This is a genomic window from Synechococcus sp. Cruz-7E5 (assembly GCF_024345995.1).
In the GTDB taxonomy this organism is placed as follows: domain Bacteria; phylum Cyanobacteriota; class Cyanobacteriia; order PCC-6307; family Cyanobiaceae; genus Regnicoccus_A.
Genome location: NZ_JAGQCE010000006.1, coordinates 1 through 15,076 on the forward strand (window position 1 = coordinate 1; position 15,076 = coordinate 15,076).

General features: G+C 65.8%; 12 protein-coding genes. 5 read left to right on the forward strand and 7 right to left on the reverse strand.

Translation table 11 applies throughout. The annotated features are described in order from the left end of the window. Positions 1-126 precede the first annotated feature (126 nt). The 4 genes from KBY77_RS08545 to KBY77_RS08560 all read right to left on the reverse strand — a co-directional run bounded on the left by KBY77_RS08545 (position 127) and on the right by KBY77_RS08560 (position 3,978). A complete protein-coding gene (locus tag KBY77_RS08545; RefSeq protein WP_255103200.1) occupies positions 127-570 on the reverse strand; it encodes a hypothetical protein in 444 nt (147 codons plus the stop codon). A 142-nt stretch (positions 571-712) separates the two neighbouring features. Next, a complete protein-coding gene (locus KBY77_RS08550) occupies positions 713-1,618 on the reverse strand; it encodes a sulfotransferase domain-containing protein (RefSeq protein ID WP_255103202.1) in 906 nt (301 codons plus the stop codon). Further along, complete coding sequence (locus tag KBY77_RS08555) at positions 1,570-2,724, reverse strand: acyltransferase (RefSeq protein ID WP_255103204.1); 1,155 nt, start codon at positions 2,722-2,724, stop codon at positions 1,570-1,572. The genes KBY77_RS08550 and KBY77_RS08555 overlap by 49 nt, the downstream gene beginning before the upstream one ends. A 483-nt stretch (positions 2,725-3,207) precedes the next feature. After that, a complete protein-coding gene (locus KBY77_RS08560; RefSeq protein ID WP_255103206.1) occupies positions 3,208-3,978 on the reverse strand; it encodes a sulfotransferase in 771 nt (256 codons plus the stop codon). A gap of 32 nt (positions 3,979-4,010) precedes the next feature. Here KBY77_RS08560 and KBY77_RS08565 point away from each other — a divergent pair, with 32 nt between their 5' ends. Genes KBY77_RS08565 through KBY77_RS08580 form a run of 4 tightly spaced genes read left to right on the forward strand, consistent with a single transcriptional unit; the run spans position 4,011 to position 10,367 of the window. Next, the gene (locus KBY77_RS08565; RefSeq protein WP_255103208.1) at positions 4,011-4,646 is read left to right on the forward strand and encodes a hypothetical protein; all 636 of its coding nucleotides are present in this window, start codon (positions 4,011-4,013) and stop codon (positions 4,644-4,646) included. Further along, on the forward strand, positions 4,643-7,405 hold the full coding sequence (locus KBY77_RS08570; RefSeq protein ID WP_255103210.1) for a glycosyltransferase: 2,763 nt from the start codon (positions 4,643-4,645) through the stop codon (positions 7,403-7,405). Before KBY77_RS08565 ends, KBY77_RS08570 begins: the two co-directional genes overlap by 4 nt. Continuing rightward, complete coding sequence (locus KBY77_RS08575) at positions 7,363-9,048, forward strand: glycosyltransferase (protein ID WP_255103212.1); 1,686 nt, start codon at positions 7,363-7,365, stop codon at positions 9,046-9,048. The genes KBY77_RS08570 and KBY77_RS08575 overlap by 43 nt, the downstream gene beginning before the upstream one ends. 56 nt (positions 9,049-9,104) lie before the next feature. Further along, complete coding sequence (locus KBY77_RS08580) at positions 9,105-10,367, forward strand: glycosyl transferase (protein WP_255103214.1); 1,263 nt, start codon at positions 9,105-9,107, stop codon at positions 10,365-10,367. A 7-nt stretch (positions 10,368-10,374) separates the two neighbouring features. Here KBY77_RS08580 and KBY77_RS08585 read toward each other — a convergent pair whose 3' ends face one another. Genes KBY77_RS08585 through psbZ form a run of 3 tightly spaced genes read right to left on the reverse strand, consistent with a single transcriptional unit; the run spans position 10,375 to position 11,907 of the window. Beyond that, positions 10,375-11,211: a glycosyltransferase family 2 protein gene (locus KBY77_RS08585; RefSeq protein ID WP_255103217.1), complete on the reverse strand. Its 837-nt coding sequence runs from the start codon at positions 11,209-11,211 to the stop codon at positions 10,375-10,377. 5 nt (positions 11,212-11,216) lie between these two features. After that, positions 11,217-11,696, reverse strand: coding sequence for a 6,7-dimethyl-8-ribityllumazine synthase (ribH, locus tag KBY77_RS08590; RefSeq protein WP_255103220.1), 480 nt, complete (start codon positions 11,694-11,696; stop codon positions 11,217-11,219). Positions 11,697-11,718: 22 nt separating this feature from the next. Next, positions 11,719-11,907, reverse strand: coding sequence for a photosystem II reaction center protein PsbZ (gene psbZ / locus KBY77_RS08595; protein WP_094554848.1), 189 nt, complete (start codon positions 11,905-11,907; stop codon positions 11,719-11,721). 181 nt (positions 11,908-12,088) lie between these two features. On the opposite strand from psbZ, the gene mutS reads away from it, so the two are divergent. Continuing rightward, on the forward strand, positions 12,089-14,917 hold the full coding sequence (gene mutS, locus KBY77_RS08600) for a DNA mismatch repair protein MutS (protein ID WP_255103222.1): 2,829 nt from the start codon (positions 12,089-12,091) through the stop codon (positions 14,915-14,917). Positions 14,918-15,076: the final 159 nt, after the last annotated feature.

Here is a 15,076-nt window from a genome sequence, read left to right on the forward strand (position 1 = left end):
CAGGAACATTTGGCAGCTTGAAATGGCTGATTCACTGGTCGCTGTATAAATGTGTGTGCGAGCAGCCTACGCGCCTCTAGCTGGCAGCATTCGCATCGAGCCTGCAGTCTGCTTTTTCAGGAGTCCCTAAGTGAGCACATTGTCATAGAGGAGGAAGTCGGCCACGCTTCGGTCAGGACGACAGGTCCCCCGCAGGTCAAGTGCTGCACCTTCAGGCAGAAAGCGGTCAGCCAGCAACCTCGCCGCCGATCTCCTGACCAAATACGCAAAAGCTCCCCAGAAATGTGGCTCCCAGCGCACCCAGAGGATGCGGTGCTTGAGCTGCAGGTTCAGCAAGCGCTCGGTGTGGGCAGGATTGTTCAGGCCCAGTTGAAGGATCTGCCAATCAGGAGGTGCCTTGCTCAGCAATCTGTCGAGGCGAAGTCCGGGCCGAAGCAGGCAGTCGTCCTCCAGGATCAGCGCCGCATCATCCGGATCGCCGGGTTCAGCGCCAATCTCTCGCAGCAGGCGAAGATGACTGGTGAGACACGCCAGCTGCCTGGGCTCGTTCAGCACAGGCAGATCATTCAAAATCGGGGGAAGATCAGCAGGTGTGCAGGCCCTGAAACGAACCGGCTCAAAACCTTCTGCGGTGAGATGCACCCATAGAGCCTCCCGCCGGGTCTGCTCGGATTCAAGATTGATGAAATGGGCTTTCATCTAAAAGGCAGTCTCATGTCTTCGCAACAGCAGGGTAACGACCAGGGAAACGCGCTTCCAGGATCGCATAAACGCTGGCCAACTGTTGATGGCCTTGGAGAAGGCGGTCCGGCGTCAGTCTCAGGTCAGACTGGTCTGCATTGGGCCGCCTGTGGAAATCAGGATCGGTGAAGCGAACACCAAGAAAATTGGTGATCTGGCGGATCGAGCACTCCTGAAAGAGGGATTCGTAAAATTCAATCAGGACATCGGCAGGCGCGAAGGCTGCATCAATGGCAGCAAGGGTTCTGCCGTAATCGGAGCGATAGCCGCCAGGCAAACCTCCGTCCTGGAGGGCTTCATCGTAGAGGGCCAGAGGATCGCGCCCATAGCCGGGCGACCAGGAGGCGCGGGAGTGGTGCTTGCACATCGAGAATAAACGCTCCACGGGATCGCGGATCAGGTAGATCACCCTCAGGCGGAAATGGGGCGCCAGCAGATTCCTCACCTCACGCAGCTGATCGGCGCTGAGCCCGCAATAGGATGGGGTGATGTCACCCACAACATGGTGTTCCCTGGCCAGGGTGATGAAATGATCCCGGTAAGCCTGAAGATCCAGGCCCATCAGGCTGTAGCGAAGCACTTGGACCAGATCCCGGTTGAGCTTCTCATTCGGCCCATTCTTGTGATAGTCCTGCATCAACAGGGCCAGCCTTCTGAACCGCATCAGCTGGGCATTGGGCTCCAGGCCGAAATAGGAATCGAGCACGTGGTACTCCTTTCGACCACCGAACTGCACGAGGCCGTTCACGCTCAGATAGTCGTGCAGCCAGGTGGTTCCCGCCTTCTGGGCACCAAGTCCTAAGAGAAATGTAGGTCGAGCCATCCGTGTCAGCGCAGATACCTGCGCAGGCTCAGAAATGGTTTCTCCAGCACCCACCAGGCCAGCCAGGACAACCCGATCGACACGGCCAGATAGGCCAGAAAGGGGGCCAGGCCAGGCGCTGGGCCCACGAACCAGTGGTGCAGTGGCAGATGCAACAGGTAGAGGCTGTAGCTCACCGTGGAGAGGGTCCTGATCGGCAGCACCAGGGGTGCCCAGAGCATCGTGAAGCTGAACGGCCAGAGGGCAAGCAGGAACCAGCAGCTCAGCAGGCCCGACAGTGGATAGCCCAGCACCGCCAGGCACTGCCAGCCCAGCGTTTCGGAGATCCAGCCCAGATCCCCCTGCTGGCGCAGGACCAGGCTGAACAGCATCATCACCGCCAGGCAGGCGGCAAGATACCGCCAGGTTCCCTGACTCAGACGTTGGAACAGGGCCGGTGCCGCCGCCGCCGCCAGGGCCAACAGGGCCCCGTAGGCCAGGGAGTCGAGTTGCAGCGTCAGCACCTTCTTAAGCACCCCCCAGCTGGGGTCGGGCCCTGCGACATAACGAAGCCGCACAGCCATCGATATCACGATCACCGCCACCACCACTGCCGTGGAGATCCAGAGCACCACCCGCCGATCGGGTGGACGGCGCCACAGGCCCACAACCACCAGGCCGATCACACCGAGAATCAGATAGGACCATTCCTCGATCACCAGGCTCCAGGCCACCTCCAGCAAGCTCGGCTCCACGGAAGTGAGGCTGTGCAGAAACAGGGCATTGCGCCACACCACCTCTCCAGCCCAGCGGCCCGGCTGGAGCACCACCAGGGCGGCCAGCACCATCCAGTAAGTGGGCACCGTGCGCAGCCAGCGGCGCAACAGAAAGGTGACGGACCCCTTGCGGGAATGCCTGAGGATCACCTGCAGCACCTCCCGGCCGATCAGGTAGCCACTCATGGCGAAGAAGATCCGTACGCCCCACCAGCCGGGGCGCAGAAAAGCGGGGTTGGCGTAAGGCCGCCAGGGTTCCGGCAGCAGATCGATGCCATGGACCCACAACACCAGGAATGTGGCCGCGGCCCTGGCCAGCTCCAGACCCTCGATCCAGCGTGCGGGGGCAGCTGCCTGGATAGTGCGGTCGCAGGGTTGGGGCTGCTGCAGCGCCAGGGAGACCATCAGCCCTTCATCCATTGCGGGCCATCCTGCATGAACCGGCCGTCTCGCAGAGAGTTCTTGGTCAGGTGAGCATGAAGGTCATATCCGCCAGGTCAGCACAGCGGAATTCATCCCTTGGCGTCCTGCAGCGGTTGCAGGGCTTCCCTGAGCACACCTGCGTCAACGCGGCAACCAGGCGAATCCGGCACAACCACAAGCAAAGTGCGTTGGTTGTCGGCATATCAGAGGCTGGGGACGAAGGCTCGAGTCTTCCTCACCAGTGCAAGTCCGGCCGGCCAGACTGGCCTCGCTGAGCTGCAGCTCCCGTCAAAGCCACGACTCCTAAATCAACTCACTGGCTCTGGCAAAGAGGTCAGGCTGGTAGCCGTCCGCGTCAATGCCGCTCTTGTGATGCGTACGGAAAGCCACGCCAGATTGGCACCTGGTGTAAGTGATCACCTGGTCATATTGATGGAGTAGACGTCCATCGCAGGGCGCGGGCCCTCACCGCATCCGCACCGTAGGCGGCTCCCAGCTGATGCCGCAGTCGCGGGCCATGGCTTGGTAGGTGGAATCCAGCTGCGCACGCAGCCGCTGCCTCACCGCCGCCGGCACCGCCAGCGCCTCACCGCCGCCGGCATTGGCCACCGCCGGCGCCGGTGGCTGCCAGGGCGCCAGCTCCAGAAACGTCAGCAGCCGGCGCCAGAGCTCCGGGCTGCCGGCAAAGAGATCTTCGCTGCGCAGCACCAGCAGCTGCTCGGGGGCAAACAGTGCCTGGTAGCGCGCCAGCTGCTGCTCGTAGCGGCTGCGGCTCACGTAGCTGTGCTCCTGGTGGCTGCGGTGGCGTCCCCCATCGGCGCGCAGCACCTGCTCGGCGCCCGCCAGCCGCTCCGGCTCGGCCGCCAGGGCCTCCTCCAGCTCCAGGGGTTCGAACCCCAGGCGCCTGGAGTGGAAGTACTGCGAGAGCGCACGGTCCACAGGGTCCCGCAGCAGCACGATCAGACGGACCTCGGGCAGCAGGGCCTGAATCCGGCGCGGTGCCTCTGGATGGAAGATGTAGTAAGGCGTGATGTCGCCGCAGAGCGAGCCTGGCGGAGCATCAGCGAACCGGGCGGCGTACCAGGCGGGTCCGCGCTCGTGGTGCAGACTGAAATAGTGCAGTTCCTTGACCGGCGGCAGGTGAACCTGGGGATGGGAGGACAACCATCCGTGCAGCGTGGTGGTACCCCCTTTTTGCACCCCCAGCCCCAGAAAAACCGGGAGAGATCCTTCCATACACTCACCCCTCGGGAACGGAGCTGCGGAGCATGATCATCGCCGAGCGATTCCTCTGGCTCCACCTCCCCAAGACGGGGGGCACCTCGATGAACCGCCTGTTCCGCACCTGGGCCTTTCCCGGCATCAGCATCGATCCCGACGGCGATCGCGCCAAGCACGACTCCATCGCCCTGCGTGAAGCAGGGGAGGACTGGCGGGCAGGATCGCGGCGGCGTTTCATCACCATCCGGCGGCTGGACAGCTGGCTGTTGAGCGACTGGCAGCACAAGCGGCGGCACCTGTCCCTGCCGGATCTTGCCTTCGAGCCGGTCCAGCAGGGCCTCTTTTATTCATTGCGCCTCGGTGGGGTCTGGGTGGCCGCCGACTGGTGGCTGCGCTATTTCGAGCTGGACGAGCACGTCACCAGCCTGCGCCTGGAACACATCGCCGACGATCTGAACCGGCACCTGCTTCCCCTGCTTCCGGCAGGCACGCGGCGGCTGCAGCCCGAGACCCTGCCCCAGGAGAATGCGGCCCCACCGTCGGGCGCCACCACCAGCTCCCAGCTGGAGCCGATCTCCACGGCGGGCCTCTACGCCGTGAATCCACTCTGGGCCGCCTGGGAGCAGCGGGTGTACGGAACACGACCAGCCAGCTCCACCTTGCTGCGACAAGCCTCGCCATGAGCGGATCCGGGCGCGCACCCCTGATCCTGCTGCTCGGCATGCACCGCAGTGGCACCTCCCTGCTCGGGTCCCTGCTGCCGGCGCTGGGGGTCGCCGTGCCCGGCAAGCTCATCGATGGGGACCCGCACAACCCCGAGGGCTATTACGAGCGGGAAGACATCACGGCCCTTCAGGAGCAGCTGCTGATCGATCTGGGGCGATGGTGGCCCAGCGCGGATGGAGTACTCCCCCTGCCCGCCGGCTGGCTGGAGGCGCCCGCCACCCGCACGGTCCGGGAGAGGCTGCTGGAGATCCTCGTCAGCGAGCAGCGCCACCAGGTCGGGCCCTGGGCCGTTAAGGATCCCCGCACGAGCCTGCTGTTGCCGCTGTGGCGCGAGGTGGCCGGCCAACTGGATCTGCCCCTGCGTCTGGTGCCTGGGGTGCGCGATCCAGCCGAGGTGATGCTGTCCCTGGTGCGCCGGGACGGCCAGGCAGCAGGAATGACCCCGTGGCGGGCCCAGCAGCTCTGGTGGAAGCACAACCGGCAGGTGTTGCTTGATGGCGCGGGCCTGCCGATGCTGCTCATCGACTACGACGCCTGGTTCGAGCCGAACGCAGCCGAGCGGCAGCTGGATCGGCTGGCCCGGTTCTGCGGGCTGGAAACGACACCCTCGCTGCAGCGGGCCGAGGCCCTGGGGCGGATCCGGCCCGAACATCGCCGCAACCTGCCGCAGGATCGCCTGCCCCTGCCCCTCCACCACCAGGTGCGCCGGCTTCACAGGCAGCTCCAGGCCCTGTCAGCCCTCCAGGGGGCGTCCGGGGAGCGGCGACGGGAGCGGCTGCGCTCGGCTCTCGCCCCATCGCAATTGGAGGTCCTCCAGCCCGAGCGCAGCCCCAGCAGCAGGCTGCGCTCGGGCTGGAGCAGGGTCTGGAGCCGGCCGGATCCCCCTGCCGGCGAGCCAGCGGTGGCCCCTGCCTTCCATCCCTGGCGCGCCGCGGCCCTGGCCTGCGCCGGGGGCGACCCCGCTGCGGGGGAAGCCCGGCTGCAGCACTGGTTGAAGCACGGACTGGGCGCCCCCGATCTGCAGCAGATCCGCCGGGCTCCGGCCGAAGGCTTCCCGGAGCGCCCCCCGGAGCGCGACCCTGGCGCCCAATGGCCGCGCCGCTGCCGGGTGGTGGCTCTGGGCAGCCATCTCAGGGACTGGACCCTGCATGCCTGGCTGCAGCACTGCCCTCTACCGGAAGGCTTCGAGCCCCTGGACCCGGATCAGGACGACACAGGCAACGAGGCGGCGGTGGCTCTGCAGTTGCGCGAGCTGCCCAGCGGAGCCGAGAGCCTGGCGCTGGTGGCCTGGTGCGCCTTTCCCCTGGTGCTGGATCCCGACCCGGAGAGGGTCATTCTGCTCCAGCGGCTGGGAATCCAGGCCCATCCCCTGGAGCCCGGCGAGGGCGCAGCGGGCTGGCTGGGACGCGAGGGTGATCTGCAGGCAGCCAGTGCCAGGCTGGGCCTGCCGCCCCCAGGGGCGCTGCGAGCCGGCCTGGGGGCTGGCAGCGCGGGGCAGAGCACCGTGCTGCTCTGCCTCGGAACAGCTGGAGAAGCCTGGGAGCAGGAGCTGGAACCGGGGTCGGATCCATCCCTGGTCTGTCTCCCCGGCTTCGATCAGCTGGAGCTGAAAACGGTGGAGGAGGCCAGGCTGCTGGCCAGCTGGCTGGATGCGGCATCACGGCTGGGGCTCCAGCTGGTGCGCATCGATCCATGGGAGGGTGCCGACGCCTCCTTCAACGGAGAGGTCGCGGCGCGGGCTTGGAGGGCCCTGCGGCCGCCGGATCTGCCGCCGCAAGGTCCAGTCCCTGGGGCGCAGTGGCTGCCAACCCAATACTTCAGTGCTCCGTTATGCCCCTCGGAGCTGCGGGAAGAGCTGAGCTGGCGCTGGAGCGGCTGCCCGGAGCCACTCCCCCCCATCACGCCCCAGCCCGAGGCCAGCGTTCTTTGGCAGGGGGGCCGGGGTGACGTCCCCCCAAGGGCAAGCGTCTGCATCAGCCTGTTCAACTACGCCGATCGGATCCTCGAGGCCCTGGAGAGTGTTCACGGCCAGAGCGCCGCGCAGCTCGAGCTGATCGTCGTGGACGATGCCTCGAGCGATGGGGGAGCGGCGCTGGTGCGGACCTGGCTGGAAACGCACGGCGACCGCTTCAGCCGCTGCCAGCTGCTGGAACATGACCGCAACGGTGGCCTGGCGGCGGCAAGGAACACAGCCTTCGCTGCCACCGCAGCACCCTGGTGCTTCGTTCTAGATGCCGACAACGCCCTGCATCCCCGGGCCGTGGCAGCCTGCCTCGCGGTGGCGGAAGCCTCGCCGGCGGATACCGTCGTGGTCCATCCGCTGGTGATGGTGCACCGGCACGGCCCCTCCGACCAGCTCTTGTCCAGATCACTCCTGAGCCGGATCAGCTGGCAGCGCGGATGGCTGGAAGGCGGCAATCAGATCGATGCCATGGCCCTGATCCGGCGCTCGGCCTGGGAAACGGTGGGCGGCTACACCCACATCGAGGGCGGCTGGGAGGATTACGACTTCTGGTGCCAGTTGATCGAGGCCGGATTTCACGGTGTGCTCTGTCCCCAGATTCTGGCGATCTACCGAAGCCATGATCAGTCGATGACCGCCACTTCGACCCGGCGCGGGCTCAGGCGGATCAGCCGGCTGCTTCAGCACCGTCATCCCTGGCTGGAGCTGCCATGGGCCGTCCACGACCCGTTCAAGCCGGCCATGCAGCCATGACGGCGATCTGGGAGCTGGAGGTGATCCAGCAGCGTGAAACGACGGTGTTCATGACAGGCTGGCTGTTCGACACCCGGAGCCGCACCGAGGAGCTGGAGCTGGAGCTGGTGGAGCCGGGAGGGCGAGTGGTAGGCAGGATTCCGCTCGCCGCTGGAAAGCCGCGACCCGATGTCAAGGCAGTACACCCGCGGTACCCGTCCAGCCTCCATTCCGGCTTCGTGGCCGTAGGCGCCTGGCCCCGCAGACCCCGATCCAGCGATCAACTGCGCATCGCCGGGCAGCTGGAGGACGGACGAGCCGTGGAGGTGACCATCGCCAGCGAACGGTGGCAAGGGGCTTTCGCGACGCAGGGCCGGTGGCATCGCCTGCTGATCGGCCTGCGCACTCTGAGGTACTACGCCCGCCGGGCCCTGCTGCTGGTCGCCACCGGGCGCTTCGGCAGTTTGCGGGAGAAGGTCAGCCGTCAGCTGGCGGATCGGCCCCAGGCTCCACTCCCCACCCCCCCGGCCTGGCAGGCGCTGCTGAAGGGCACAGACCCGGAGGGTGGTGATCCGGAAACCCATCTGATCGTGGATCACCGCCTTGGTGGAGGCGCCAACCAGTACCGCCAGCGGCTGGTGGACGAGCATCGGGATCGAGGCGCGACGGTGCTGGTTCTGACCTTTCATCTGGCCAGCCTCAGCCCGATGCTGCTGGTGGAAACGGCCCGGAAGCGCCTGCGGTTTTCACTCGAGAGCACAAGCGAACTGCTGGACGCTCTGGCTGACCAGCCGCTTGCGAGCATCACCTACAACACCGCCGTCTCGTTCTCCCAGGCGGAGTCGATCCCGGCTCTGCTGGTGGCGCTGAAACAACAGAGTGGCGCCAGGCTCACAGTCCTGCTGCACGACTACTTCAGCATCTGTCCCTCCCACTTTCTGCTCGACGCCGACGGGACCTTCTGCAACATCCCCGATCTGGCCACCTGCCGGCGTTGTCTGCCTCGCAATCCCCACGGGTTCACGACCCTCTACGGCGGTGATATCGAAACCTGGAGGCAGGCCTGGGCTCCCCTGATCGGTGCTGCGGACACCATCCTCGCCTTCTCTGAAAGCTCGGCCCAGTTGCTGCGGCGGGCCTATGGGGCCGTCCTCGATGACCGAGCGATCCAGGTGCGGCCCCACACCGTGAACTATCTGCAGGCCCGCAGGATTCCATGGCCGGCCCAGGATCAGTTCACGATCGGCATTGTGGGACAGATCGGATTCCACAAGGGTTCGGAGGTGGTGCGCCAACTGGCTGATGCCATCAAGCGCGCAGGCGGACAGGAACGCATCGTGGTGATCGGCACGCTTGAAAGCCATGCCGATCCAACCATCCTGCGGCAATCAGGTCCCTACACCCACACGGAACTTCCGGCCCTGATCGAACAGTCGGGGATCACGGTGATGCTGATTCCGTCGATCTGGCCAGAAACATTTTCCTTCGTCGCCGAAGAAGTGATGCAGCTTGATCTTCCAGTTGCCTGCTTCGACCTGGGGGCCCCGGCCGAGCGCATCAGGCGTTACGCCAAGGGCATTGTCCTGCCATCCAGAGAACCGGATTCCATCCTGGAGAACCTGCATCGACTGGCCGATGAAACCGCTTCTTCAAGGGATCCCTGAACAGATCCTCGCCAGTCCATCTTCCCCAGCAGCTCCCAACCTCTCAGGTGATCATGATGCCTCAGAACATCCACGTCTTCACCAGTGCCGCACTGAACTATCTTCCGAAGGTGCGGATTCTGTTTCACTCACTGCGCCGACATCATCCAGAGTGGAAGCTGCATCTTCTCCTGGTCGACGAGTTACCGGCTGATCTCGATCTCAGCGATGAGCCGCTGGATGCAGTCACCCCGATTTCGGAACTGGGAATCGAGGAATGGCGCGGTTGGGCTTTTTGCCACACGATCACGGAACTGGCCACGGCCGCCAAGCCATTCATGCTGAGGCGGTTGCTTGATATCAGCGGCGAAGGGGGGAAGGTGCTCTATCTCGACCCCGACACCGTTGTCTTTTCCAGGCTGGACGACATCGCGGAGGCACTGGATGAAGCCTCGATTCTCCTGACCCCGCATCAAACCAGACCAGAAACCACTTTGGCCGCGGTGATTGACAATGAAATCTGCAGCCTCAAGCATGGCATCTACAACCTTGGCTTCATTGCCGTTGCCAACACACCAACGGGCCGTGATTTTGCGAAGTGGTGGAGCGATCGCACCTACTTCTTCTGCCGTGACGATATTCCCAATGGCCTCTTCACTGACCAGCGCTGGATCGACCTGGTACCCGCGCTGTTCACCGACGTGGCGATCATGCGCTCAGGTCGCCACAATCTGGCCACATGGAACATCACTACACGCACCCTTACAACCACACCGGATCACGCCTTTGAAGTGGATGGCGAACCTCTGGGCTTCTATCATTTCACCGGCTTCGACAGTGGCGCTCACCGGGTCATGGCCCTCAAGAATGGCGGCGACAATCCTGCCATGGCGGAACTGATTCAGTGGTACAGCGACAAAATCAAACCTCTGGCCACAGATCCCCTGACCCATCGCCGCTGGTCCTACATGGCATTCAGCGATGGCACGGCGATCAGCCGTGATCAGCGGCTGATCTACCGCCTGCGACGGGATCTGCAGCGACGCTTCCCTGATCCATTTCTGGCGGGAGATTATGACCAGTGGTGGGCATCCACTGCCCAGAAGGAATATCCCGATCTGTTCGTCCCCCAGCGGCAGGAGGCCGCCCGTAACAAGCTCACCGCATCCCTCACCCCAGGGTTCTTCGGCGCGGCGGAGACAGATCAGGCACCGCTCTCTTTGCCGTCTCTGCTTCAGCAGGCCATCCGTGATCCCAGAAGCGGCCTTGCTCTGGGCCGCAAGGGATGGGAGGTGCTGCGCAACGAGGGGATTGGAGGCGTCAAGCGCCGGCTTGGTTGATGCCTCTTCAGAGCCAGCGAAACCCCCACTTCCTGAAATACAGCCAGGCACTCTGAAAATTCACCAGGGTCAGCCACCAGCTGTGGTGATTGCCCCTGCCCCAGTTGTGTTGAATTGAGGCCACGGGCAGGTGAACGCAGCGACCACGGGCCCGCATCATGCGCGTCAGGTCGGCGTCCTCAAGATAAAGAAAGAACCTCGGGTCGAATCCTCCCACTTCCAGAAAAGCCCGGGAGCGGATCAGCATGCAACAGCCGCTCAAATAGGGCACATCAAAGACCCCATTCAGATCGCTATCCACCATCACATAGTCCGCGTCATAGCGACGCAGCCAGGCTGGTTTGAGCCATTGCGGCCAGAAACGCCTGCTCAGCAAGGCCAGGAGCGTTGGATCCTGCTTGCAGAGCGCCTGCTCCTGTCCTGCAGGGTCCTCAATCCTCGGCACGGCCAGCACCACCTCAGGATGCGCCTCCAGCCACTCGCCGAGCGACTCGATGCTGCCTGAGCTCCAGCCGAGATCGGTATTGAGAGCTCCGATCAGCGGCGGCAGGCGCCCACTGGATTGCAGTGTCGCCACAGCCAGATTCACGGCTCGGCCATAACCAAGATTGTCGCTGCTCCGCAGGAACAGGTCGGCAATCGGGGAAAGACGGTCGACCGGCTCTCCAAACTTGTGGTCGTTGGCAACCACCACGACACCGATCCAGGCAGCCAGAGCCTTCAGGCAGGAAGCCAGTCTCTCGACCTCGCGGAGCGACGGGTGAAAGGCGACGATCACCAGAACCAGGCGCCGCTGAGGAAACACCCTGGGCGACTGGTCAGCGGCCGGCTGGCCCCAGCTCATGGTGCTCAACCCGGCAGCGTCGCCATCAGGCTGCCCATCTCAAGCGCCTGCAGGGCATAGCTCCAGCCGAGGTTGCTCTTGATGCCCGCCCGCTCCAGGGCCTGTTGCATCGTGTCGGTGGTGAGCACACCGAAGATCACCGGCACGCCAGTGCTGCGCGACACAGCAGCCACCCCCTTGCTGACCTCTGCGCAGACGTAGTCGAAATGGGGGGTGTCCCCCTTGATCACGGCGCCCAGGGTTATAAGCACCTGATATCGGCCCGTAGCTGCCAGGCGCTGGGCCACCAGCGGAATCTCGAAACTGCCTGGCACCCAGGCCAGATCCAGCTGTTCGCTGCTGGGACTGGTGTCGATGCCGTGGCGAGAGAGAGCATCCAGGCAGGCGCTGAGCAGTTTGCCTGTGACCAGATCGTTGAAACGACCGACAACGATGGCGATGCGCAAGCCGCTGACGTCGGTGAAGCGTCCTTCGAAAACGGCCAAGGGCCTGGTGCGGCGGGCCTGCTCAGACTACGAAATAGCTCATGCCCCAGTTGAGCAGCACCAGGGCCACCCAGGCGGCACCACCCAGCAGGATCAGGCGGTTGGAGCGACCGCTGTCGTCGGTGCTGGCGTAGAGCACGGGAACCGCGACCACGAGGGCAAACGACATCACCACCAGGGCCAGAACGGTGAGGGTGTTGAGGATCTGCATGGGTCCGGCGGGGGCCTGTGCGTGCTGGAAAACGATTGTTTCACGCCGTTACGGCCGATCAGGAAGGCGGCTCGCGATCCTTCACAACTTGTCGGGAGGGGCCGTCAGCGCAAGGCCCTGCGCGACTTGCTCAAGGGTCCATGCCGACCCACCTACGATCGCGCTCTGGTGCGGGCGAAGCGTGACGGAGGAGGCCCAGACACAGTTGTCCCTGATCGCCTCTGCGGCGGTGCAGGGGAGCCTGTTCGGCCCCAGCGAGCCATCAGCGGCCCCTGGCTCTGAAGCATCCACGCTCAACTCAGTGAGCGCTGCCCCGGCCGGAACCGAGCTGGACGACGAGGCCCTGATCGCCGAGGCCACCGCCCGCCCCCGGCGGCGCCAGGCCAGGACAGCCGATCCCAAAGCCGACGGAACAGCGCCGGTCGCCGAGGCCGAGGAGTCGGCTGAGTCCGGGGAGCCCGCCGATGCGCTGCCCCCCTGGCACCACCACAGCCTGGTGGATCCGGAGGCGCTGCCACCGGTGCTGCGCCACTACGTGGAACTGAAGGCCGCCCATCCCGAGCGGGTGCTGCTATACCGCCTCGGCGACTTCTTCGAGTGCTTCTTCGAGGACGCCATCCGGGTGTCGCGGCTGCTGGAGCTCACCCTCACCGGCAAGGAGGGAGGCAAACGGATCGGACGGGTGCCGATGGCCGGCATCCCCCACCACGCCGCCGAGCGCTACTGCGGCGAACTGGTGCGCCGCGGCCTCGCCGTGGCCCTCTGCGACCAGCTGGAGAGCACGCCGGCACCGGGCGCCCTGCTCAGGCGGGGGATCACCCGCGTTCTCACCCCCGGCACCGTGCTGGAGGAGGGGATGCTGGCGGCACGCCGCAACAACTGGCTGGCGGCCGTGGTGCTGGAGCAGGGCCAGTGGGGGCTGGCTGTGGCCGATGTGAGCACCGGCGAATTCCAGCTGATGCAGCGCCAGGGCAGTGATCAGCTGCACCAGGATCTGCTGCAGCTGCAGCCGGCCGAGCTGCTCTGGCCCAGTGCCGAGCCCAGCGACGAACCCAGCGGGCCGGCCTGGGCGCCGGAGTCGATCCACCGCACACCGCTGCCGCTCACCCCCTTCACCCTGCCGGAGGCACGCCGCACCCTGCTGGAGCGCTTCGAGCTGGCCAGCCTCGAGGGCCTCGGCCTGGGCGAGGCGCCCCTGGCCCTGAGGGCCGCCGGCGGCCTGGTGCGCTACCTCGATGACACCCAGCCGGCCACCGACGAGCCAGCTGAAGCCACCGCCATTGCCAGCACCAGCCGCAACACCCTGGGGCAAATCCCCCTGGATCTGCCCACCCTTCTGCAGCGCAGCGATCAGCTGGTGCTCGATGCCCAGACCCGCCGCAACCTGGAGATCACCCAGACCCAGCGGGACGGACAGTTTCAGGGGTCCCTGCTCTGGGCCCTGGATCGCACCATGACCGCCATGGGCGCCCGGGCCCTGCGCCGCTGGCTGGAGGCCCCCCTGATGGACATCAAGGCGATCGAGGCTCGTCAGGAGGGCATCGGTGTGCTGGTGCAGCAACGGCCACTGCGGCTGGCCCTGCGCCGGTTGCTGCGGCCCATGGGCGATCTGGAGCGCCTGGCGGGCAGGGCCGGGGCCGGCAGCGCCTCGGCCCGGGATCTGGTGGCCCTAGCCGATGGACTGGAGCGCCTGCCCCGCCTCGCCGCCCTGCTGGAGTCGGTGGACGCGACCGTGTTCGGCCCCCTTCAGCAGCGCGATCCGCAGCTGGCGCAGCTGGCGGCCCTGGTGCGCCACACGTTGGTGGTGGCACCCCCGCTCAGCCTCAACGATGGGGGCCTGATCCACGACGGCGTCGACAGCCGCCTCGATGGGCTGCGCAACCGGCTCGACGATCAGGACCAGTGGCTGGCTGCCCAGGAGCAGGGGGAGCGCCAGCGCAGCGGCATCCCTGCCCTGCGGCTGCAGTTTCACCGCAGCTTCGGCTACTTCCTTTCAGTGAGCCGGGCCCGGGCCGAGCGGGTGCCGGAGCACTGGATCCGGCGCCAGACCCTGGCCAACGAGGAGCGTTTCGTCACCCCCGAGCTCAAGGCCCGTGAAGGCCGCATCCTGCAGTTGCGGGCCCGGGCCGCCCAGCGTGAATACGAGCTGTTCAGCCAGCTGCGCCAGCATGTGGGGGAGCTGGCTGGACCGATCCGTCAGGCCGCCAGGCGTGTGGCCGGCCTCGATGCCCTGGCCTCGCTGGCGGAGGTGGCCGCCACCCAGGGCTACTGCCGGCCGCAGCTTGAGCACAGCCGCTGCCTGCAGGTGGAGGCGGGACGGCACCCGGTGGTGGAACAGCTGCTGGTGGAAGAGTCGTTCAGCGCCAACGATCTGCACCTGGGGGAGGAGGGGCGCCCCGACCTGGTGGTGCTCACCGGACCCAATGCCAGCGGCAAGAGCTGCTATCTGCGCCAGAACGGGCTGCTGCAGCTGATGGCTCAGATCGGCAGCTGGATCCCGGCCCGATCGGCCCGCATGGGCCTGGCCGATCGCATCTTCACCCGGGTGGGGGCCGTCGATGACCTGGCCACGGGCCAATCCACCTTCATGGTGGAGATGGCCGAGACCGCCAATATCCTTCACCACGCCACTGACCGCTCCCTGGTGCTGCTCGATGAGATCGGCCGCGGCACCGCCACCTTCGATGGCCTCTCGATCGCCTGGGCGGTGGCGGAACACCTGGCGGCGGGGCTGCGGGCCCGGGCGGTGTTCGCCACCCACTACCACGAGCTCAACGAACTGGCCTCACTGCTGCCGGGCGTCGCCAACTACCAGGTGCTGGTGGAGGAAACGGGCGATCATCTGCTGTTTCTGCATCAGGTGCGTCCGGGTGGCGCCAGCCGCAGCTACGGCATCGAGGCGGCCCGGCTGGCAGGGGTGCCGCCCCAGGTGGTGCAGCGGGCCCGCCAGGTGCTCGGACGGATCGAGGCCAACAGCCACGTGGCGGTGGGACTTCAGGCCGCCGCCTAGGGCGTCAGAAACGATCCAGCCAGGCCCGGCGGAACGTCGATCGCCAGCCCCCTCAGTCCCCCCCGTACGACTTCTCCTCCACCAGGGCAGAACCGCTGCATTGATTGATGCGGCGCTTGAGGGCGGCCCGCACATCGTTGAGGCGATAGACCGATCGCG

Bases quoted from the DNA above. Each gene is read 5' to 3' on its own strand.
- KBY77_RS08555 (WP_255103204.1), bottom strand. From the start codon at position 2,724: ATGGTCTCCCTGGCGCTGCAGCAGCCCCAACCCTGCGACCGCACTATC.
- KBY77_RS08560 (WP_255103206.1), bottom strand. From the start codon at position 3,978: ATGGAAGGATCTCTCCCGGTTTTTCTGGGGCTGGGGGTGCAAAAAGGG.
- KBY77_RS08565 (WP_255103208.1), top strand. From the start codon at position 4,011: ATGATCATCGCCGAGCGATTCCTCTGGCTCCACCTCCCCAAGACGGGG.
- KBY77_RS08570 (WP_255103210.1), top strand. From the start codon at position 4,643: ATGAGCGGATCCGGGCGCGCACCCCTGATCCTGCTGCTCGGCATGCAC.
- KBY77_RS08575 (WP_255103212.1), top strand. From the start codon at position 7,363: ATGGGCCGTCCACGACCCGTTCAAGCCGGCCATGCAGCCATGACGGCG.
- KBY77_RS08580 (WP_255103214.1), top strand. From the start codon at position 9,105: ATGCCTCAGAACATCCACGTCTTCACCAGTGCCGCACTGAACTATCTT.
- KBY77_RS08585 (WP_255103217.1), bottom strand. From the start codon at position 11,211: ATGAGCTGGGGCCAGCCGGCCGCTGACCAGTCGCCCAGGGTGTTTCCT.
- psbZ (WP_094554848.1), bottom strand. From the start codon at position 11,907: ATGCAGATCCTCAACACCCTCACCGTTCTGGCCCTGGTGGTGATGTCG.